Below are 20793 nucleotides of genomic sequence, written 5' to 3' on the forward strand. Positions count from 1 at the left end.
CCATGGTGAGCACCTTCGGGTCCCTCGCGACCGCCTACTCCGGGCTGAGCGCCGCCCGCGCCGGCCTCGACGTCACCGGGCAGAACATCGCGAACGCCGGCACCGCCGGGTACACGCGGCAGCGCATCACACAGTCGTCCGTCCCCACCGTGCAGACCGGCTTCATGCGCGGCACCGCGGCCCTCGCCGGACAGGGCGTCTCCGTCGACGGCATCGCCCGCCTCGGCTCGATGACCCTCGACGCCGGTGTCCGCGCCGCCGCCGGGTCCTCCGCCTACGCCACGGCCAGGTCGGGCGCGCTCGACCAGCTCGAGGACGGGCTGCACGAGCCCGGCACGAACGGACTGTCGGCGAAGCTCGACGGCCTCTGGTCCGCGTGGAGCGAGCTCGCCGCCCACTCCGACGACCCCGGCGCCGCGAGTGCCCTCCTCGGCGCGGCCGGCACCGTCGCGACCACCCTCGCCAGCGGCTCGAAGGCCGTCAGCGCGCAGTGGGACGGCCTCCGTGCCACGGTCGCCGGCCAGGTCGCGCAGCTGAACGACGCCGCGGTGCAGGTGGCCGGCCTCAACGACCGGATCCGCTCGACGCTCGCCGGTGGCGGCAGCGCCAACGAGCTCATGGACCAGCGCGACCAGCTCACCCAGCAGATCGCCTCGCTCGCCGGTGGCACCACCCGCACCAACGCCGACGGCACGGTCGACGTGCTCATCGGCGGCAACCCGCTCGTGCAGGGCACCGACGCCCGCTCCGTCGCCCTCGGTGGCGGCGCCCGCCTCGCCGACGTCGCAGCGGTCACGCTGACGTGGACCTCAGGGTCCGGGGCCGCCGTCGCCCTCGACGGCGGGTCGATCGCCGGCAACGTCTCGCTCCTCGCACCGGCGGACGCCAGTGGCACCGGCGGGGCGCTCGCGCAGGCCTCGGCCGCGTACGACGCCGTCGCCACCGCGATCGCGACGAAGGTGAACGCCGCGCACCACGCCGGCAGCACCCCCGCCGGCACCACCGGCGTCGACTTCTTCGCGCTCCGCGCCGGCGTCCCCGCCGCGCAGGGCCTCACGGTCGTCCCCACCGACGCCAGCGGCATCGCGACGCGGAACGCGGCGGGCGACCACGACGGCTCCGTGGCCGACGCGATCGGCCGGATCGGTTCGGCCGTGGACGCACCCGACCGTACCTGGGCGACGTTCGTGTCGGGGGTGGGCACGGCCTCCCGGTCGGCCACGTCCGAGGCGACGCTCACCGGACTCGCCCTCGGCAACGCGCGGACCCAGCAGCAGTCGGGTGCCGGCGTCGACCTCGACGAGGAGAACGTGGCCCTGCTCACCTACCAGCACGCCTACCAGGGCGCGGCACGCGTCCTGACGGCCGTCGACGAGATGCTCGACACCCTCATCAACCGTGTCGGCCTCGTCGGGAGGGGATGACGATGATCACCCGGGTGACCACCCAGATGTCCATGGCGGCCGCGACGAACCGGCTGCAGGCCGGCGCCGCGAAGCTCGCGCAGCTCACGGAACAGGCGACGACCCTGAAGACCATCGGCCGACCCTCCGACGACCCCGTCGGCACGGCGTCCGCGATGCAGGTCCGCAAGGAACAGGCCGCGAACGCGCAGTACACGCGCAACGCGAACGACGCCGCCGGCTGGCTCGCGAACACCGACAGCGCGCTCAGCGACGTCCACTCCGTGCTCTCGAAGGTGCGGGACCTCACCGTGCAGGCCGCGAACGCCGGCACGATGAACAGCGCCGACCGCGAGGCCATCGCCACCCAGCTCAAGGGCCTGGCCGCCGACCTCGCCGCGAGTGCGAACGCCACCTACGGCACGCGCTCGGTCTTCGCCGGGTCCTCGACCGCGGCGACCGTCTACGACCCCGCCACCGGCTGGGCGTCCTCGACCGCCCCGGTCGACCGGCGGATCGGCGACGGCTCCACCGTGCGCGTCGACACCGACGGCACCGAGGTCTTCGGGTCAGGGGCCACCTCGGTCTTCGCGACGATCGGCTCGATCGTCGACGACCTGCAGCAGGGCGTGGACGTGAACCCCCGGCTGAAGGACCTCGACGCGCACCTGACGACCGTCCGCGGCGCCCAGGCGGACGTCGGCGTGCGGCACGCGGCGGCCATCGCGGCGCAGTCCTCGCTGAAGTCCTCCTCGGTGGACCTCGAGGCCCGCCGGTCGTCGATCGAGGACAAGGACCTCGCGAAGGCCGTCCTCGACCTGCAGCTCCAGCAGACCAACTACCAGGCAGCACTCGCGGTCACCGCGAAGGTGCTCCAGCCGACCCTGATGGACTACCTCCGATGAACATCGCCCTCACCTTCACCGTCGCGCCGTTCGGCCTCGAGCCGCTCTCCGCCTTCGTCCTGTCCCCGGTCGCGGACGCCGACGGCCTGTTCGCGCTGGTCGGCTCGGGCACCACCGGCACCGGGGTCGAGGACCCGCGGCTGTTCCTGCTCGACGCCGCGGTGCACCTGCCGTCGTACGCGCCGGAGCTCTCGGACGCGCAGGCCGCCTCCATCGGGCTGGACTCGGCCGCGGACGCGATGCTGCTCGTGGTGGCGAACGCCGGCGCCTCTGGCGGTGGTTCTGGTTCTGGTTCTGGTTCTGGCATGACCGTCAACCTGCTCGCGCCCGTGGTGGTCAACGCCCGCACGGGTGTCGGCGCCCAGTTCATCCTCGACGGACAGGACCTGCCGCTCCGCGCCGAGCTCGTGCGCGGGTAGCGCGGGGGCGGGCGGGCGCGGTGCTCGCCTCTCCAGGCCCCGGCCCCAGCCCCCCCCCCCCCGGCCCCGACTCGGAACGACAAACTCGCTGTCGTACGACATCGACGTTGTCGCCCGATGCTCCCACCGCGTGCTCCCCCACGGGTCCGCGACAAACTCGCTGTCGTACGACATCGACGTTGTCGCCCGTCCCGCCGCGCGCCTCCACCACAGCCTGGAGGCTCGGCTCGTCATCCACAGATGAGGCACGACCGCCTCGTAGTCGCCTTGGGAACGCGATCGTGGACCCATGCATGAACGAGTTCTGGCCGTGCCGCTCATCCGGACCGCCGACCACGACAGCGCCGAACGGCGAGCACTGCAACGTCGTGCCCGACGCGGCGAACTCCACGTGGTCCGACCTGGCGTGTTCGCTCCCGTGGACGCTCTGGGTCAGCTCCTCCCGGAAGAGCACCACGTCCTCCTGGCCCGTGCATCAGCGCCGGTGATACGTCCTCCGCGGACCTACTCGCACGCGACCGCGGCGGCGATCCACGGACTGCCCTTCGTCGAACCGCCCCCGCGTCGCCTGCAGGTCAGGGACCCCCGTCGTACGCTTCCGGACTCGACGACGCTCCTGCTCGTGCGTCCAGGAGGTCGCACGACGCAGTCGAGTCGATGGAGTGGCCTGGAACCGACCTCGTCGACCACCTTCTGCGGCGCGTCGGTCACTTCGCTCGTGCGGACGCTGGTCGACGTCGCTGCCACAGCGCCTGCCATCGCCTCGGTGCCCATGATCGACGCAGCACTCGGCCGCCGGCTCGTCCTGCCGGAGATGCTGGTCGACGAGTTGTCCGCCGTCGATCCGAAGGAGCATGCCCGCGCCGACCGGGCGGTCGCGATGGGGTCACCGCTGTCCGGCTCACCGGCGGAGTCGATCGGCCGTGTGCGCTTCCGCCAGGTGGGAGCGCCCGACCCCGTGCAGCAGCAGGAGTTCACCCGTCCTGGCGAGCGGCGCGTCGTCGTCGACTTCTGGTTCCCCGACCAGGGCGTCGTGGTCGAGGTCGACGGCCGCGCCAAGTACGAGGACCCCGCACTGCTGGGCGGCAGGACGACCGCCGACGCCCACTGGCAGGAGAAGCGGCGCGAGGACTTCCTCCGGTCGTTCCCCGAGGTCAGGTTCGTCGTCCGCTTCAGCTGGGCCGACCTGATGGACCTCGAGGCCGTCCGGGCAGCCCTCGTCCGTGTGGGCATCCCGTGCCGATGACCAGCCGCAGTCGAGCGCGCACGACGATGTGGAGCGCGTGTTCCGGCGCCGTCCAGCGAGCCCTCCGCCTGCTCGGCGTAGCGTGGCGGCATGGCCCCGAAGCAGAACAACCGGTCGGACCAGCGGGACCAGGCGATCATCCCCCTGCCCTCCGCGACGATCGACCAGACGAACCCCAAGCCCGACGTCCCCACCACCACCAAGGGCTGGGCCAAGATGCTCGACCGCGTGATCGACGTCCAGCGCCCCGTCGTGATCGCGCACGTCAACGCCGTGCGACGACGTCATCCGAACGCGTCACCCGCCGAGATCATCCAGATCCTGGAGCGGCAGTACCTCGCGGCGGTGACGACCGGCGGCGCTGCGGTGGGTGCGAGTGCGGTGGTACCCGGCATCGGCATGGTCGCGAGCTTCGGCCTCAGCGGCGCGGAGACCATCGGCTTCCTCGAGACCACGGCGCTGTTCGCCCAGTCCGTGACCGAGGTCCACGGCATCGCCCTCGACGACCCGGAGCGTTCGCGCACCCTCGTCATGGCGATGATCCTCGGCGCACCGGGCACGCAGCTCATCAAGCAGCTCGCCGGCCAGGCAGCCGGTGGGCAGGTCCGCACGGCCTTCTGGGGCGAGATGGTGACGTCGTCGCTGCCCAAGCAGGCGGTCAGCGGGATCGGCAAGCAGATCCGCGACTCGTTCATCAAGCGCTTCGTGGCCCGGCAGGGCACCTCGATGCTCGGGCGCGCGCTGCCCTTCGGCATCGGCGCAGCGGTCGGCGGGATCGGCAACCACGCGCTCGGGCGCAAGGTGATCCAGGCCTCGCGCGAGGGCTTCGGACTCCCGCCGACGCAGTTCCCGATGGTCCTCGACCAGAAGACCCCGAAGCAGCTCGGCCGCGCCCTCCCGTGGCGTCGGAAGGGCAAGCAGGACGACGCCGAGGACAGCGACGACCAGCAGCGGCGGTCCGGCACCGCGCTCTGACCCCACCGCCGACCGGACGGGAGGCTCGTGGCGACCCCGCCACGCGCCTCCCGTCCGCAATCAGGCCGGCACGACCGCCAGATCGGCAGTCACGTCGGGGGACCGCGCCTGCGGGCTCGCGGGCCGCGCCGGCGGAACCACGCCGTCAGCCCGGCAGAGCGGGAGCCCCCTCAGCGCCGCGCCTTCGCGGTCGCCCGCGCGTTCGCCTTCTTGATCGCCTCGACCAGCTCGTCCTTCGTCATGGAGGACCGCCCGCTGATCTCGAGCCGCTTCGAGACGTCCATCAGGTGCGCCTTCGACGCGTTGGCGTCAACGCCGTCCTCGGTCGTGCCGGAGCCCCTCGTCCCCGCCGCGCCGGAGTCCGACGGCCCGGAGGACTCCTTCTCCTCCCAGTGGTCGCCGACCTTCTCGTACTCGTGCTTGACGGCCGCGAAGGCAGTGCGGTGCGCCCGCTCCCCCTCGCCGTACGTCTCGTTCGCAGAGCCGAGCGTCTTCGCGTAGACCTCCTGCGCGTGCTCCGGCGACCGCTGCAGAGTGCTCGGGATGTCGTCCTTCGCTGGCATGTGTCCTCCTCGGTGTCCTGTCACCGGTACTCCCAGGGCCTGGCAGCCCTCGGAGAGCAGCGGGTAGACCAGACCCATGGACTACACACACCTCGGACGGACAGGGTTGTCGGTGTCACGAGCAGTGCTCGGCACCATGAACTTCGGACCGGAGACCAGCGAGGACGACTCGCACGCGATCATGGACCGGGCCCACGAGCTCGGCGTGAACTTCTTCGACACCGCCAACGGCTACGGCGGCTCGGTGGGCAAGGGCGCCACCGAGGAGATCATCGGCCGCTGGTTCGCCAAGGGCGGTGGCCGCCGCGAGAAGACCGTGCTGGCCACGAAGGTCTACGGCGAGATGATCCAGTGGCCGAACGGCGGCAAGCTGTCGGCGTACAACATCCGGCAGTCGCTGGACGCCAGCCTCCGTCGCCTGCAGACCGACCACATCGACCTCTTCCAGATGCACCACGTCGACCGGGACACCCCCTGGGACGAGATCTGGCAGGCCATGGAACTCGCCGTCGCCCAGGGCAAGGTGCTCTACGTCGGATCGTCGAACTTCGCCGGGTGGCACATCGCCCAGGCCCAAGAGGCCGCGAAGCACCGCAACTTCCTCGGCCTCGTCAGCGAGCAGTCGATCTACAACCTCGTCGTCCGGGACGTCGAGCGCGAGGTCCTGCCCGCAGCACGGCAGTACGGCCTCGGCCTGATCCCGTGGTCCCCGCTGCAGGGCGGCCTGCTCGGCGGCATCATCGAGAAGACCGAGCAGGGTTCACGTCGCCTCAGCGGCCGCAGCGCCGAGTACGTCGAGGGCCACCGCGACCAGCTCACCGCCTACGAGGCCTTCGCCAAGGAACTCGGCCACACCCCGGGCGAGCTCGCGCTGGCCTGGCTCCTGCACCAGCCCGGCGTGACCGCGCCGATCACCGGTCCGCGCACGATGGAGCAGTGGGAGTCGGCCGTCCGCGCGACGGACATCCGCCTCGACGACGCGGCGCTCGCGCGCCTCGACGAGCTGTTCCCCGGCCACAAGACGTCGCCGGAGGACTTCGCCTGGTGACCTGAGCAACCCAGCCTGGAGGCCCGGTGCGCGTCCGACGCGCACCGGGCCTCCGCCATGTGGTCACCGAGGCGTCAGAGCGCAGCGACCTCGGCGTCGGTGAGACCGATGGCCAGGAGGTACGCGCGGACGCTCCCCCACCGCTGCTCGACGTGCCGGATGACGGTCGTCATGGTCTCGGGCACGCAGCGCTGTGCAATCGCGGTCGCCTCGCGGTCGGTGCTCACGGCGCGTTCGGCGGCGAAGCGGTCGACCAGCGCGGCACCACTCGCGGCGTAGTCGGTCCCGACGCGGGCGGGTGACGCTCCCCACAGCCGGGCGAGCAGTGCGCTGACGATCCCGGTGCGGTCCTTCCCCGCCGAGCAGCACACGAGCACGTCCCCGTCGGCCGACCCGATCGTGCGCAGGGCCGCCGCGATGCCCGACGCATGCCGGTCGAGCCAGTCGACGTACTGGTCCTCGAGCTGGACGGCTCCGGCATCGGACTCGATCGTCGACGGGTCGAACAGCGGCACGTTCCGGTACCCGGGCTCGGTGGCGAGTGGGTGCACGACCGCGTGGACCTCGTCCTCGCGCCGGAGGTCGACCACGGCGACCAGTCCCGACGGGTAGGCCGATGCGGGGACCCCGGCGTCGGTACCCGCGCGGTACACCGTCCGCGGCCGGTCGTCCTGCAGCCCGGCGCCGCCGACCTCCCGCAGGTTGAGCACCCTCGACGACGTCGTCACGCCCCCACCCTGCCACGCACCGCACCTCGCACCGTGCGCACTCGCTCAGCCCGTGCCCGCTTCCGCGCCCCGTGCGACCGCATGGACCGGCACGGAGTGGTCAACCTCGCACCACGCTCGACGAAACCCGCGCCGCCCGCCGCCCGCGCACGCCGCCCGCGCATGCCGCCCGCCGCCCCGCGGACCTCGCACCGTGCGCACTCGCTCAGCCCGTGCCCGCTTCCGCGCCCCGTGCGACCTCATGCGCCCGGACGGAGTGGTCAACCTCGCACCACGCGCGACGACCCCCACGCGCGACGACCCCCCACGCGCCGACCCGCGCGCACCCACACACGCCGACGGCCCCCACGCCAGAGCGCAGGGGCCGTCGGAACCCGGACCTACCGGACCGAGACCGGCGTGCTGTCCTCCTGGTCGTAGAGGACGTAGCCCTCTTCGCCGTGGACCGCGGTGTCGATGCCGGCGACCTCGTCCTCGGTCTTCACGCGGAAGCCGATCGTCTTCTCGATGACGAAGCCGATGATGAAGGCCAGCACGAACGAGTACGCACCGACGGCACCGGCGGCAGCGGCCTGCTTGCCGAGCTGCTCGAACGAGCCGGAGTAGATCAGGCCGGTGTCGTTGGCGAAGAAGCCGAGGAACAGCGTGCCGAAGATGCCGCCGACCAGGTGCACGCCGACCACGTCGAGTGAGTCGTCGAAGCCGAGGCGGTACTTCCAGTCGATCGCGAAGCAGCAGACGATGCCGGCGAGGAAGCCGAGCACGATGCCCCACCCGGGCGTCAGGTTGGCGCAGGCAGGGGTGATCGCGACGAGGCCGGTGACGGCACCCGAGGCGGCACCGACGGACGTGGCCTTGCCGTCGCGGAGCTTCTCGATGAGCAGCCAGCCGAGGATCGCGGCAGCCGGGGCGGCGAGCGTGTTCACCCAGGCGATGGAGGCGATGCCGTCAGCAGCACCCTCGGACCCGGCGTTGAAGCCGAACCAGCCGAACCACAGGATCGCGGCACCGAGGAGGACGAAGGGCGGGTTGTGCGGCTTGTGCGCGCCCTTGGCGAACCCGACGCGCTTGCCGAGGACGATCGCCAGCGCGAGACCCGCGGCACCGGCGTTGATGTGCACCGCGGTGCCGCCGGCGAAGTCGATGACGCCCCACGTGGCAGCCCAGCCCGAGGTGAGGTTGAAGACCCACGAGGCGACGGGGAAGTAGACGACCGTGACCCAGACGCCGGCGAAGACCATCCACGCGCCGAACTTGGCACGGTCGGCGATCGCACCGGAGATGAGCGCGACCGTGATGATCGCGAACGTGGCCTGGAAGCCGACGAAGGCCATCGAGGGGTACGCGGCGTCGATCTTCGAGGCCTTGGCCTCCTCGAACGCCTGGCCGAGGCCGAGCTGGTTCCAGTCGATGCTGAAGAACCCGACGACGCCAGAGATCGCCGTGTGGTCACCGGGGTTGGCGAACGCGATCGCGTAGCCGTAGAGCACCCAGAGGACGCTCACGAGCGCGATCGCCCCGAACGACATCATCATCATGCTGATGACGGACTTGGCCTTCACCAGTCCGCCGTAGAAGAACGCCAGGCCTGGTGTCATGAACAACACCAGTGCCGCCATCACCAACACGAACGTCGTGTTGCCCTGATCAAGCATGTCTCGCCTCTCGGTTGCAGTGCGGTTTCCACGGCGGCGGTGCTTGCTGTGCAACGGGGACCGACCGTGTCCGCCTCGGGTAGGACCGAGTCTGGCGAGGTGGTGTTTCGCGGGGGAACGCTCCGTGTTTCGCGGGTGTAACGCGATGCGCCGCCGTGTAAACGTCGTGTTACCGGCAGGCAGGAAACGGCTCACCGGCAGGCAGGAAACGGCTCACCGGCCGGCAGGAAACGGCACCAGACCGGCCTGGAGGCTCCCCCGGACCCCGCCCCGCAGCCGTCCGGCGCGCAGGTGGCTCAGTCCAGCGCGCGGGTCAACGCGACCACGCGGCTCGCGGCACGCAGGTACTTCTTGCGGTACCCACCCTCGAGCATCGACTCGGGGTACACCTGGTCGAGCGGCGTCCCCGAGGCGACGATCCGCACCTGGCCGTCGTACAGCCGGTCGACCAGCGCCACCCAGCGCAGCGCGTCGGTCTGGTCGCGGAACTCGGCCACGTCGGTCAGCCCGACGGCGTCGAGCCCGTCGACCAGCGCGACGTACTTCGAGGGGTGCACCGATGCCAGGTGGGCCACGACGGACCGGAAGTCGTCCTGCGTGACGCGAGCAGGGCCTCCAGGCAGTTCCGCGGCCACGTCGGACACGACGCGAGCCGACTCGTCGACGGCCCGCCGACGGTAGTCGAGGCCGTCGATGCGCATGGTGTCGAACCGGTCGGACATCGCCTGGATCTCGCGGAGGAAGTCCTGCGCCGCGAAGCGCCCCTCGCCGAGCGCGCCAGGGGGCGTGTTCGACGTGGCGGCGAAGCGGGTGCCGGTGTCGCTGAGCTCCCGGATCATGCGCGTCATCACCATGGTGTCGCCCGGGTCGTCGAGCTCGAACTCGTCGATGCACACCAGGGACGTGCCGCGGAGCAGGTCCACCGTGCCCTGGAAGCCGAGCGCACCGACGAGTGCGGTGTACTCGATGAACGTGCCGAAGGTCTTGCGCCCGGGCTCCGCGTGGTACGCCGCGGCGAGCAGGTGGGTCTTGCCGACGCCGAACCCGCCGTCGAGGTAGACCCCGGACGTCGTCGACGACTCCGTCGCTGCCGAGCGCCGGCGCCCGAACAGTCCGCGCTTCGCGGGCTCGGGCCGGGTGGCGACGAACGCGGCGACGGCGTCGCGGACGTCGGCCTGGGACGGGTAGTCCGTGTCCGGGCGGTAGGAGTCGAACGACGCGTCCGTGAACTGGGGCGGGGGCACCAGCGCCGCGGCCATCTGCTGCGGCGACACCTGCGGGTCACGGTCGACGAGGTGCTGTGGCAAGGAGGGCCTTCCGGGAAGGGAGTCGTGCGAGGTCACGTTGCACCGGGGTGACAGTACGTCCGCGTACCGTTGCTCCCGACGCCGAGCACCGATCCTAGTCCGGCGCCACCACGCTCAAGGAGGCCCCCCGATGACCGCACCGGTCGACCCGTCCGACACGTTCCGTGACTACGCCCACCCCGAGCGGCTCGTCTCGACCGCGTGGCTGCAGGACCAGCTCGACGCCGGAGCCGTCGGCACCGCGGACCTCGTGGTGGTGGAGTCCGACGAGGACGTCCTGCTCTACGAGACCGGCCACGTGCCCGGGTCCGTGAAGATCGACTGGCACACGGACCTCAACGACCCGGTCGAGCGCGACTACATCGACGGCGAGGCCTTCGCCCGGCTCGTCGGCGGCAAGGGCATCGGCCGCGACACCACCGTCGTCATCTACGGCGACAAGAACAACTGGTGGGCCGCCTACGCCCTCTGGGTCTTCACGCTCTTCGGCCACCAGGACGTCCGCCTGCTCGACGGCGGCCGCGCGAAGTGGATCGCCGAGGACCGCCCCGTGACGACCGACCGCTCCACCGTGACCCCGGCCGAGTACCCCGTCGTCGAGCGTGACGACGCCCCGGTCCGCGCGTTCAAGGAGGACGTCCTCGCGCACCTCGGAGAGCCCCTCATCGACGTGCGCAGCGCCCCCGAGTACAGCGGCGACCGCACCACCGCGCCCGACTACCCGGAAGAGGGCGCGCTCCGCGGCGGCCACATCCCCACCGCGGTGAACATCCCCTGGGCCACCGCCGCGGCACCGGACGGCACGTTCAAGTCCCGGGCCGAGCTCGACGCCGTCTACCGCGAGGGCGCCGGCATCGGTGACGCCGACCAGGTCATCGCGTACTGCCGCATCGGGGAGCGCTCGAGCCACACCTGGTTCGTCCTGCAGCACCTGCTCGGCTACGAGAACGTCCGCAACTACGACGGCTCCTGGACCGAGTGGGGCAGCGCCGTCCGCGTCCCGATCGTGCAGGGCACCGAGCCCGGAGCGCTGCCGACCCGATGAGCGACACCACCGAGCTCCCCGCCGTCCTCGCCGAGACCCGCGACGACTTCCTCGCGCTGACCCAGGCCGACCGCCTGCAGCTGCTCCTCGAGTTCTCGAACGAGCTGCCGGCGCTGCCCGAACGCCTGCAGGGCCACGAGGACGAACTCGAACGCGTCGAGGAGTGCCAGTCCCCCGTGTTCATCCTCGTCACGGTCGGTGAGGACGGCGACGCTCCCGACGTCGTCCGCATGCACGCCACCGCCCCGCGCGAGTCCCCGACCACGCGCGGCTTCGCGTCGATCCTGGCGCAGGGCCTGTCCGGCCTGACCGTCAACCAGGTGCTCGCCGTGCCGGCGGACTACCCGCTCACCATCGGGCTGTCCGAGGCCGTCAGCCCCCTGCGCATCCGCGGGATGGTCGGCATGCTCGGCCGCGTGCAGCGGCAGGTGCGCGCACTGGCCTGAGCGCGCTGGCGACCCCCTGATGCACGGGAGGCTCGGTGCCAGCTGGCACCGAGCCTCCCGTCCGTCGTCCGGTCGCGTCTACCGCGCGCTGGCCGCGCCGTCCCGCTGGACCACCTCGGTCAGCCACGCGAGGATGCGGGCGTCGAACCAGTCGGCGTCGTGGTTCCAGAGCTTGGTGTGCCGGGCCTCGTGCGCGACCTCGAGCCGGACCAGGTCCGGGCGTGCCTCGGCCAGGGCGTGCGACGCGGAGGACGGCACGAAGCCGTCGTCGTCGCTGTGCAGCAGCAGGATCGGCACGGTCAGCTCGTCGGCGCGGGCGACCATGTCGAGCTCGCGGAGGTCGACCGGCTGCGCGAGCCCGGCCAGGCGGTGCAGCACCGGCGTGCGGAGCACCCGCTGGGCGACCTTCCTGACCACGCGCGGCAGGCGCATCGCCCGGCTCTGGGACTTGAGCACCGCGTGCCAGTCGACGACGGCCGACTCGAGCACGACGCCGTCGACCAGGTGCGCCAGCGGCGACCGCACCAGGGTCTGCAGGACGACCGCGCCGCCCATCGACCAGCCCATCAGCACCACGCTCGTCGCACCGTGCGCGGCGACCCAGCGGAGGGCGGAGTCGACGTCCTCCCACTCGGTGGAGCCGAGGCCGTAGCGGCCGTCGACGCTCCTCGGGGCGACGCCGTCGTTCCGCCACGAGGCGAGGAGCACCGAGTACCCGGCGGCGCGGAAGACCGGCACGGCGCGGATGGTCTCGGCGCGGGTGACGCCGCGGCCGTGCACGAGGACGGCCCACGGGGCGGCAGGGTCGTCGGCCCGGACGACCCACGCGGGCGCGGGACCGTTCGGCGTCGGGACGTCGACGTCCTCGACCGGGACGTCGAGCTCGCCGGGGGTCAGGTAGAACCAGCCGCCCCACCGGCCACGGCGGGCGTCGGTCGGGTCGCCGGCGTCGATCGCGATGATGCGCCGCGTGACCGTCGTGGCGGTCGTGGCGAGGACGTCGCCGACCCGCATGTGGCCGGTGCCGCCGCCGAACCACAGGCTGTAGCGGCCCTGCAGCTCGGTGTCGGGCGTACGCTCGAGGGTGACGGTGCCGTGGATGCGGTCGACTTCGAGGATCGGGACCCGCTCGGTGCGCTTGCGGTCCGGCGTGACGACCATCCGGGCGATCGCGGCGACGAAGCCCCCGACAACGGCGGTGCCCACGGCAGCGGCGGCGAGACCCGTCCCGAGGGCGATGAGTCCGGCGGAGCGCACGGCACCCTGCGCCGGCTCCACGGCGGGTCGCGCGGAACGGGACATGGTCCGGAGCCTAGTCTGCAATCGTGTCCGACACCCATGAGCCCACGGCCGAACCAGAGGCCTTCGACGGCCTCCGCGCGTTCGTGTCGACGGGTGGGATCCGCAGCGAGACCACGGTGACCGAGATCCCGTCGCCGTCCCGCCTCGCGCCCTTCTCGATCGCCCTGGCAGCGGACGTGTCCGGCGTGGAGCACGGGGTCGACTCCGACCTCGGCACCGGCCGGTTCATCGCGCTGTACGACCCGTCCGAGCCGGCCGGCTGGGCGGGGGCGTTCCGCATCGTGACGTTCGCGCAGGCGCCCCTCGAGCCGGAGATCGGCGTCGACGAGTTCGTCGCCGACGTGACGTGGAGCTGGCTCGTGGACGCCCTCGCGGCGCACGGGGCCGAGTACGACCACGCGTCGGGCACCGCAACCAAAATCATCTCCCGCGGCTACGGCGACCTCGCGGACCAGGGCGACGGCGCACAGCTGGAGCTCCGGGCGTCGTGGACGCCGCGCGGCACCGACCTCGTCGCCCACGTCGAGGCCTGGGAGGAGATCGTCGCCATGCTCGCAGGACTCCCGCCGTCGTCGGACGGCGTGACGCTCCTCGGCCCCAGGAGGCTCGCCCGTGACTGACCCCGCTGCTCCCCGCCGCGTCCCGATCGACCCGTTCGCCGTGCCGGAGTCGGTGCAGGCGGCGGCGGAGGCTGCCGCTGCGCCTGCCGTGGCTGCTGCGCCTGCTGCTGCGACGCCGCCTGCCGCGGCGCCGACCGAGGCGCCCGTCGAACCTGCTCCTGCCGTCGTCCCGGCCGACGCGGACGCCGCCGCCGCCTCCCCGGCCGCTGCCGCTGCCTCCCCGGGCGCCGCCGCTGTCGCCCCGCCCGCTGCTGCTGCCTCCCCGGCCGCCACCGCTGTCGCCCCGTCCTTCGAGGCGACCCACGACGCCGTCAAGGTCATCGAGTCCCGCGAGGACTACCTCGCCGCCGTCGAGCGCATCGCCGCCGGACACGGCCCGGTCGCCGTCGACGCCGAGCGCGCCAGCGGCTACCGGTACTCCCAGCGCGCCTACCTGATCCAGGTGTTCCGCCGCGGTGCCGGTGCCTTCCTGTTCGACCCGATCACCATCGGGGACTTTCGCGAGCTCCAGGACGCGATGGTCGACGAGGAGTGGCTCTTCCACGCCGCCTCGCAGGACCTCCCCTGCCTCCGCGAGGTCGGCCTCGTCCCGACGCGCATCTTCGACACCGAGCTCGGCGCCCGCATCGCCGGGTTCCCCCGCGTCGGCCTCGGTGCCGTCGTCGAGCAGCTGCTCGGGATCACGCTCGCGAAGGCGCACTCGGCCGCCGACTGGTCGACCCGTCCGCTGCCGCAGTCGTGGCTCGTGTACGCGTCGCTCGACGTCGAACTGCTCCCCGACCTCCGCGACGCCCTCGCCGCGACGCTCGACGAGGCCGGCAAGACGCAGATCGCGCAGCAGGAGTTCCACGCCGTGCTGAACCGCGCCCCGAAGCCGCCGAAAGCCGAGCCCTGGCGCCGCCTGTCCGGCATGCACGCGCTCCGGGGGCAGCGTGCCCTCGCGATCGCCCGGTCCCTGTGGGAAGCGCGTGACGCCTTCGCCCAGGAGACCGACATCGCGCCGGGCCGCACGATCCCGGACGCGGCCATCGTCGCCGCAGCGGCAGCAGCCCCGGAGACCCGGAAGGACCTGTCGGCGGTCAAGGCCTTCACCGGCCGCGCGAGCCGCTCCGAGCTCGACCGCTGGTGGGCTGCCGTCGAGGCCGGGCGCACGACCGAGGACCTGCCGAAGCTCCGCGGCCGTGGCGAGCCGACGCTGCCGCCGCCCCGCGCGTGGGCCGACCGCAACCCGGAGGCCGACCGCCGCTACAAGGCCGCACGGGCCGCCGTCGCCGCGCGTGCCGAGGAGCTCGACATCCCGCTGGAGAACCTGCTCACCCCGGACACCCTCCGGACGGTGGCGTGGGAACCGCCCGCGGACGTCTCGACCGCGGGTGTCGGAGCGGCTCTCGAAGCCCTCGACGCGCGCCCCTGGCAGGTCGAGGAGACCGCTGCCCGCATCGCCGAGGCGTTTGTGGCAGCCGGACAGGACGACGGCGGGGCGGCTCCCGCCTCGTCGTAGGAACCGACCAACCGACATGCGGCCCCTCAGCCACGGGGCATAGCGTCGGGTCGTCGCCGGGGTCTGCCCCGGCCAGGGTCGGGGCGCTCTCGAAAGTCCCGACTCGATCGATGTGGATCTGTGGAGGCCAGCTTGGCAAAGGCATCAGACGTCGTGTTCGTCGACGGCGTGCGGACACCGTTCGGACGCGCCGGGGAGAAGGGGGTGTTCTGGCGGACCCGCGCCGACGACCTCGCCGTGCACGCGATGCGCGGCCTGCTCGACCGGAACAGCTCCCTCGACGGAGCCGCCGTCGACGACGTCGCCGTCGCCGCGACGACCCAGCAGGGCGACCAGGGCCTCACCCTCGGCCGCACGGTGGGCATGCTCGCCGGGCTGCCGAAGTCCGTCCCCGGCTACGCCATCGACCGCATGTGCGCCGGTGCCATGACGAGCGTCACGACACTCGCGGGGGCCATCGCCTTCGGCGCTGCCGACATCGCCATCGCCGGCGGCGTCGAGCACATGGGACGCCACCCGATGGGCTTCAACGCCGACCCGAACCCGCGCTTCGTCGCGGAGCGCATGGTCTCGAGCGACGCCCTCGTCATGGGCGCCACCGCCGAGCGCCTGCACGACCGCTTCCCCGCCATCACGAAGGACCGCACCGACGCCTTCGCCGTGCAGTCCCAGCAGCGCTACGCCGCCGCCTGGGGCGCCGGCAAGCTGCAGCCGGACGTCGTCCCGGTCGAGGTCAACACCGGAGCGGGCTGGGACATCGTGTCGGCCGACGAGCCGCCGCGACCGGGCACCACCCTGGAGGCCCTGGCAGCGTTGAAGACGCCGTTCCGGCCGCACGGACGGGTCACCGCCGGCAACGCCGCGGGGCTCAACGACGGCGCGACGATGAGCCTGCTCGCGTCGTCGGCTGGCGCAGCGGAGCACGGCCTGCCGACGAAGATGCGCATGGTCTCGTTCGCCTTCGCCGGCGTCGAGCCCGAGGTCATGGGCGTCGGCCCGGTCCCCGCCACCGACAAGGCCCTGTCGAAGGCCGGCCTGTCGATCGACGACATCGGCCTGTTCGAGATCAACGAGGCGTTCGCCGTGCAGGTGCTCGCCTTCCTCGACAACTACGGCATCGCGCAGGACTCCCCGAACGTCAACGCCTGGGGTGGCGCGATCGCCGTCGGGCACCCGCTGGCGTCGAGCGGCGTCCGCCTGATGAACCAGCTCGCGGCGCAGTTCGCCGAGCGTCCCGACGTCAAGTACGGCATCACCACGATGTGCATCGGGCTCGGCCAGGGCGGCACCGTCATCTGGGAGAACCCCTCGTTCAGCAAGTCCGCGGCACGGAAGGCGGCCTGACCATGACCATCGCCGAGAACGACCAGCTGACCGCCCTGAGTGCGGACGAGGTCGTCACCCACTCGTACGTCAAGCACGTCGCGCTGCCCTCCGGCGGCACGCTCGCGCTCATCACGCTCGACAACGGCAAGGACTACAAGCGCCCCTCGACGCTCGGCCCGCGCACCCTCCGCGAGCTCTCCGACGTGCTCGACGGGTTGCAGGCGGCAGCGGCAGCCGGCACCGTCCAGGCCGTCGCCGTCACCGGTAAGGAGTACTGCTTCGCCGCCGGGGCCGACCTGTCCCAGGCGTCGTCGGTGCCCTCGCGCGAGGTCGCCCACGACCTGGCCGCCCTCGGCCACGCCACCCTCCGCAAGTTCTCCGACCTGGGCGTGCCCTCGTTCGCGTTCGTGAACGGCATCGCGCTCGGCGGTGGCCTCGAGGTCGCCCTGCACTGCACGTACCGGGTGTTCTCGTCCGCCGCGCAGGGCATCGGCCTGCCCGAGGTCTTCCTCGGCATCATCCCCGGCTGGGGCGGCGCCACCCTGCTCCCCCGCCTGATCGGCCCCGAGAAGGCGCTCCGCGTCATCGTCGAGAACCCGCTCAAGAACAACCGCCTGATGGACGGTGCAGCCGCCGTCGACCTCGGCATCGGCGACGCGCTCATCCCGTCGGTGACGTTCCTGCCGTCCGCCGTCGCCTGGGCCGACGGTGTGATCGCCGGTCGCACCAAGGTCGTCCGGAAGAACGAGCCGGGCATGCTCGAGAAGGCCGCGTGGGGCACGGTCGTGAAGGTCGCGCGCTCGCAGGTCACGTCGAAGATCGGCTCGGTGCCGAAGTCCCCGTTCCGCGCACTCGACCTCGTCGCCGCCGCGAAGTCCGGGTCCCTCGACGAGCGGTTCGCCGGCGAGGACGACGCCCTCGCCGACCTGCTCTCCGGCGACCAGTTCGCCGCGTCGATGTACGCGTTCGACCTCGTGCAGAAGCGCGCGAAGCGTCCGGTCGGTGCCCCGGAGGGCGTCGAGGCCAAGAAGATCACCAAGGTCGGTGTCCTCGGTGCCGGGCTCATGGCGTCGCAGTTCGCGCTGCTGTTCGCCCGTCGACTCGGCGTCCCCGTCGTCATCACCGACGTCGACCAGACGCGTGTCGACGCCGGCGTCGCCCGCATCCGGTCCTCGATCGACGAGATGCTCGGCAAGGGACGGCTGTCGCCCGACGACGCCAACCGCATCCGGGCGCTCGTCAGCGGCTCGGTGTCCTACGACGCCTTCGCCGACGCCGACTGGGTGATCGAGGCCGTGTTCGAGGAGCTCAGCGTCAAGCAGGACGTGCTCAGGAAGATCGAACAGGTCATCGCCCCCGACGCGATCCTCGCCACGAACACGTCGTCGCTGTCCGTCGACGAGATGGCCTCGGTGCTGACGAACCCGGAACGCCTCGTCGGGTTCCATTTCTTCAACCCCGTCGCGGTCATGCCGCTGCTCGAGGTCGTGCGGGCGTCCCAGACGTCCGACGAGGCCGTCGCCACCGCATTGGCCGTTGCGAAGACCCTGAAGAAGACGGCCATCGTCACGGCGGACCAGCCCGGCTTCGTCGTCAACCGGGTCCTCGCGCGGGTGCTCGGCGAGGCGATGCGCGGCGTCGAGGAGGGCACCTCCTTCGAGACCGTCGCCGAGGGGGCCGCTCCCCTGGGGCTGCCGATGTCCCCGTTCGAGCTGCTCGAGCTCGTCGGCCTGCCCGTCGGTGCCCACGTGCTCGACTCGCACCACGCCGCGTGGCCGGAGCGCTTCTACCCCGGCGACGGCCTCAAGCGGATCGCCGAACACGGCACCATCCTGACGCGCGACAAGAAGGGCTCGGTGACCGGGTACGACCCCGCTGCCGTCAAGCTCGTCGCGCCGTCGAAGAAGGACGCCGCCCGGGTCGACGCGGCCGCCATGCAGCAGCGCTTCGAGGACGCCCTGGCCGACGAGGTGCACCGCATGCTCGAGGACCACGTCGTCCAGCACGTCGAGGAGATCGACCTCGGACTGATCCTCGGCGCGGGTTACCCGTTCCAGGCCGGTGGCATCAGCCCGTACCTCGACCGGAGTGGCGCGTCCGAGCGTGTCTTCGGCGGCAGTTTCCACACCCCGCGCATCGTCGGCCCCGCCTCCCGCTAGTCGGGGTGCCGGCCCCTCCGCCGAATCGCACCCCGCCACGAACATCGCGCCCCGTCACCACGGGGCGCGATGTTCATGCGGGGGCGCAACCAGCACGGCGCCAGCCCGCCGCGCGCGATGACTGACCGCGCCGCGGCGTCAGCGGTCCGACGCCGCTGACTCCCGCGAGCGGGCCGGCTTCGCCTGGGGCACCTTCGTGCCGACGACCTGGTCGATGACGTCGCGGGCGATCGCCTGCGCCGTGAGTCCGGCGTCCGCCAGGACCTGCGACCGGGTGGCGTGGTCGATGAACTCGTCCGGCAACCCGAGCTCGTTCACCCCGGTGTCGACGCCCGCCGCGCGGAGGTCCTGGCGCAGCCGCGTGCCGACGCCACCGACGCGGACGCCGTCCTCGATCGTGATGACCAGCCGGTGCGAGCGCGAGAGCTCGATGAGCGAGGCCGGGATCGGCACGACCCAGCGCGGGTCCACGACGGTGACGCCGATGCCCTGGGCCTCGAGCAGCCCGGCGGCCTCGAGCGCCACCGGCACCATCGACCCGACGGCGACGAACAGGACGTCCTCGGACGCGTCCGAGGCGTGCAGGACGTCGACGCCGTCGTCCGTCCGCGACAGCGCGGGGATGTCCGGCCCGACCTGGCCCTTCGACCAGCGGAGCACGGTCGGGGCGTCGTCGATGGCAACAGCCTCGCGGAACTCCTCGCGCAGGGTGGCAGCGTCACGCGGGGCGGCGATGCGGATCCCGGGGACGACCTGCAGCAGTGCGAGGTCCCACATGCCGTGGTGCGACGGGCCGTCGGGACCGGTGACACCGGCGCGGTCGAGCACGAACGTCACGCCGGCGCGGTGCAGGGCGACGTCCATGAGGACCTGGTCGAACGCCCGGTTGAGGAACGTGGCGTAGAGGGCGACGACGGGGTGCAGTCCCCCGTACGCCAGGCCGGCGGCGGACGTGACGGCGTGCTGTTCCGCGATCCCGACGTCGTACACGCGCTCGGGGTGCTGCTCCTGGAACAGGTGCAGCCCAGTCGGGCGGAGCATCGCTGCCGTGATGGCGACGACCCGCGGGTCAGCGTCCCCGACCGCGGCGAGCTCGGCCGCGAAGACCGAGGTCCACGACGGGCCCGACGCGGTGTCGAGCGACTCGCCCGTCTCCGGGTCGATGTGCCCGACGGCGTGGAACTGGTCGGCCTGGTCGCGCAGGGCCGGCTCGAAGCCGTGGCCCTTCTCGGTGATGGCGTGCACGATCACGGGCGCGCCGTACTCCTTGGCCTGCCGGAGCGCGGCCTCCATCGCCTGCTGGTCGTGCCCGTTGACCGGCCCGATGTACTTGATGTCGAGGTTCGAGTAGAGCGACTCGTTGTTCGTGACGCGCGACAGGAAGCCGTGCAGGCCTCCGCGCAGCCCCCGGTACACCGCACGGCCCGGAGCGCCGAAACGGGCAGCTGCCGCCTGGCTCTTCTCGTAGAGCGCCCGGTACTCGCGGCGCGTGCGCACGGAGTTGAGGAAGCGGGCCATGCCACCGATGGTCGGGGCGTACGACCGCCCGTTGTCGTTGACGACGATCACGAGTCGGCGGTCGTTGTCGTCGGAGATGTTGTTGAGCGCCTCCCACGTCATGCCGCCCGTGAGCGCGCCGTCCCCGACGACGGCCACGACGGTGCGGTCGGACTGGCCCGTCTGCCGGAAGGCGCGGGAGATCCCGTCCGCCCAGGACAGCGACGACGACGCGTGCGAGGACTCGACGATGTCGTGCTCGGACTCGCTCCGCTGCGGGTACCCGGCGATCCCGCCGCGCTCCCGGAGGTGCGAGAAGTCCTGCCGCCCCGTCACGATCTTGTGCACGTAGGACTGGTGCCCGGTGTCGAACACGAACGGGTCGTGCGGCGAGTCGAACACCCGGTGCATCGCGAGCGTCAGCTCGACGACCCCGAGGTTCGGTCCGAGGTGGCCACCGGTCTTGGCGACCTCGGCGACGAGGAAGCGCCGGATCTCCGCGGCGAGGTCGGTCATCTGGGCGTCGGAGAGACGCTTCAGGTCGCGCGGCGACGTGATGCTGGCGAGCAGACTCACGGGCGCTCCTTTCGTGGGGCTGTCGGCCCACTCTATTCGCGGTGACCGACAACGGACGGGAGGCGCGGTGCC

At 72.1% G+C, this 20793-nt stretch carries 18 protein-coding genes; 12 read left to right on the plus strand and 6 right to left on the minus strand.

What is annotated here, in order from left to right:
- Positions 1-2: 2 nt before the first annotated feature.
- The 5 genes from flgK to BIU98_RS10730 all read left to right on the plus strand — a co-directional run bounded on the left by flgK (position 3) and on the right by BIU98_RS10730 (position 4948).
- Entirely contained in the window at positions 3-1424 is a 1422-nt protein-coding gene (flgK, locus tag BIU98_RS10710) for a flagellar hook-associated protein FlgK (RefSeq protein WP_175481335.1), read from the plus strand.
- 14 nt (positions 1425-1438) lie between these two features.
- Positions 1439-2308: a flagellar hook-associated protein FlgL gene (gene flgL, locus BIU98_RS10715; protein WP_175481336.1), complete on the plus strand. Its 870-nt coding sequence runs from the start codon at positions 1439-1441 to the stop codon at positions 2306-2308.
- Positions 2305-2727, plus strand: a complete 423-nt coding sequence (fliW, locus tag BIU98_RS10720) for a flagellar assembly protein FliW (RefSeq protein ID WP_071275719.1) — start codon at positions 2305-2307, stop codon at positions 2725-2727. The genes flgL and fliW overlap by 4 nt, the downstream gene beginning before the upstream one ends.
- 772 nt (positions 2728-3499) lie before the next feature.
- The gene (locus tag BIU98_RS18940; RefSeq protein WP_139200667.1) at positions 3500-3973 is read left to right on the plus strand and encodes a hypothetical protein; all 474 of its coding nucleotides are present in this window, start codon (positions 3500-3502) and stop codon (positions 3971-3973) included.
- A 90-nt stretch (positions 3974-4063) separates the two neighbouring features.
- Complete coding sequence (locus BIU98_RS10730; protein ID WP_175481337.1) at positions 4064-4948, plus strand: hypothetical protein; 885 nt, start codon at positions 4064-4066, stop codon at positions 4946-4948.
- Between the two features lie 170 nt (positions 4949-5118).
- On the opposite strand, the gene BIU98_RS10735 is transcribed toward BIU98_RS10730, so the two are convergent.
- Positions 5119-5511 carry a ChaB family protein gene (locus BIU98_RS10735; protein ID WP_071275723.1) on the minus strand — a complete coding sequence of 131 codons (393 nt, stop codon included), beginning with the start codon at positions 5509-5511 and terminating at the stop codon, positions 5119-5121.
- Positions 5512-5587: 76 nt separating this feature from the next.
- On the opposite strand from BIU98_RS10735, the gene BIU98_RS10740 reads away from it, so the two are divergent.
- Positions 5588-6559, plus strand: coding sequence for an aldo/keto reductase (locus tag BIU98_RS10740; RefSeq protein WP_071275725.1), 972 nt, complete (start codon positions 5588-5590; stop codon positions 6557-6559).
- A gap of 74 nt (positions 6560-6633) precedes the next feature.
- On the opposite strand, the gene BIU98_RS10745 is transcribed toward BIU98_RS10740, so the two are convergent.
- The 3 genes from BIU98_RS10745 to zapE form a co-directional block, all read right to left on the minus strand.
- Entirely contained in the window at positions 6634-7287 is a 654-nt protein-coding gene (locus tag BIU98_RS10745) for a tyrosine-protein phosphatase (protein ID WP_083393167.1), read from the minus strand.
- Between the two features lie 380 nt (positions 7288-7667).
- The gene (locus tag BIU98_RS10750; RefSeq protein WP_071275729.1) at positions 7668-8942 is read right to left on the minus strand and encodes an ammonium transporter; all 1275 of its coding nucleotides are present in this window, start codon (positions 8940-8942) and stop codon (positions 7668-7670) included.
- A gap of 296 nt (positions 8943-9238) precedes the next feature.
- On the minus strand, positions 9239-10249 hold the full coding sequence (zapE, locus tag BIU98_RS10755; RefSeq protein ID WP_302847965.1) for a cell division protein ZapE: 1011 nt from the start codon (positions 10247-10249) through the stop codon (positions 9239-9241).
- A gap of 130 nt (positions 10250-10379) precedes the next feature.
- Here zapE and BIU98_RS10760 point away from each other — a divergent pair, with 130 nt between their 5' ends.
- Both BIU98_RS10760 and BIU98_RS10765 read left to right on the plus strand, forming a co-directional pair.
- Complete coding sequence (locus BIU98_RS10760; RefSeq protein ID WP_071275733.1) at positions 10380-11294, plus strand: sulfurtransferase; 915 nt, start codon at positions 10380-10382, stop codon at positions 11292-11294.
- Positions 11291-11740 (plus strand): SufE family protein, encoded by a 450-nt coding sequence (locus BIU98_RS10765; protein WP_071275735.1) that lies wholly within the window; start codon positions 11291-11293, stop codon positions 11738-11740. Before BIU98_RS10760 ends, BIU98_RS10765 begins: the two co-directional genes overlap by 4 nt.
- Before the next feature lie 78 nt (positions 11741-11818).
- Here the strand turns inward: BIU98_RS10765 and BIU98_RS10770 are convergent, their stop codons facing one another.
- Positions 11819-13042 carry a S9 family peptidase gene (locus tag BIU98_RS10770; protein WP_071275737.1) on the minus strand — a complete coding sequence of 408 codons (1224 nt, stop codon included), beginning with the start codon at positions 13040-13042 and terminating at the stop codon, positions 11819-11821.
- A gap of 23 nt (positions 13043-13065) precedes the next feature.
- Between BIU98_RS10770 and BIU98_RS10775 the strand changes: the two genes are divergently transcribed.
- The 4 genes from BIU98_RS10775 to BIU98_RS10790 all read left to right on the plus strand — a co-directional run bounded on the left by BIU98_RS10775 (position 13066) and on the right by BIU98_RS10790 (position 18648).
- A complete protein-coding gene (locus BIU98_RS10775; RefSeq protein ID WP_071275739.1) occupies positions 13066-13662 on the plus strand; it encodes a DUF3000 domain-containing protein in 597 nt (198 codons plus the stop codon).
- Positions 13663-13981: 319 nt separating this feature from the next.
- Positions 13982-15163, plus strand: a complete 1182-nt coding sequence (locus tag BIU98_RS10780) for an HRDC domain-containing protein (protein ID WP_071276465.1) — start codon at positions 13982-13984, stop codon at positions 15161-15163.
- A 132-nt stretch (positions 15164-15295) separates the two neighbouring features.
- Positions 15296-16507: a thiolase family protein gene (locus BIU98_RS10785; RefSeq protein ID WP_071276467.1), complete on the plus strand. Its 1212-nt coding sequence runs from the start codon at positions 15296-15298 to the stop codon at positions 16505-16507.
- 2 nt (positions 16508-16509) lie between these two features.
- Positions 16510-18648: a 3-hydroxyacyl-CoA dehydrogenase NAD-binding domain-containing protein gene (locus BIU98_RS10790; protein ID WP_071275741.1), complete on the plus strand. Its 2139-nt coding sequence runs from the start codon at positions 16510-16512 to the stop codon at positions 18646-18648.
- A gap of 138 nt (positions 18649-18786) precedes the next feature.
- Here BIU98_RS10790 and dxs read toward each other — a convergent pair whose 3' ends face one another.
- Entirely contained in the window at positions 18787-20721 is a 1935-nt protein-coding gene (gene dxs, locus BIU98_RS10795) for a 1-deoxy-D-xylulose-5-phosphate synthase (protein ID WP_071275743.1), read from the minus strand.
- Between the last annotated feature and the right edge of the window lie 72 nt (positions 20722-20793).

This window comes from Curtobacterium sp. MMLR14_010, from assembly GCF_001865015.1.
GTDB lineage: Bacteria > Actinomycetota > Actinomycetes > Actinomycetales > Microbacteriaceae > Curtobacterium.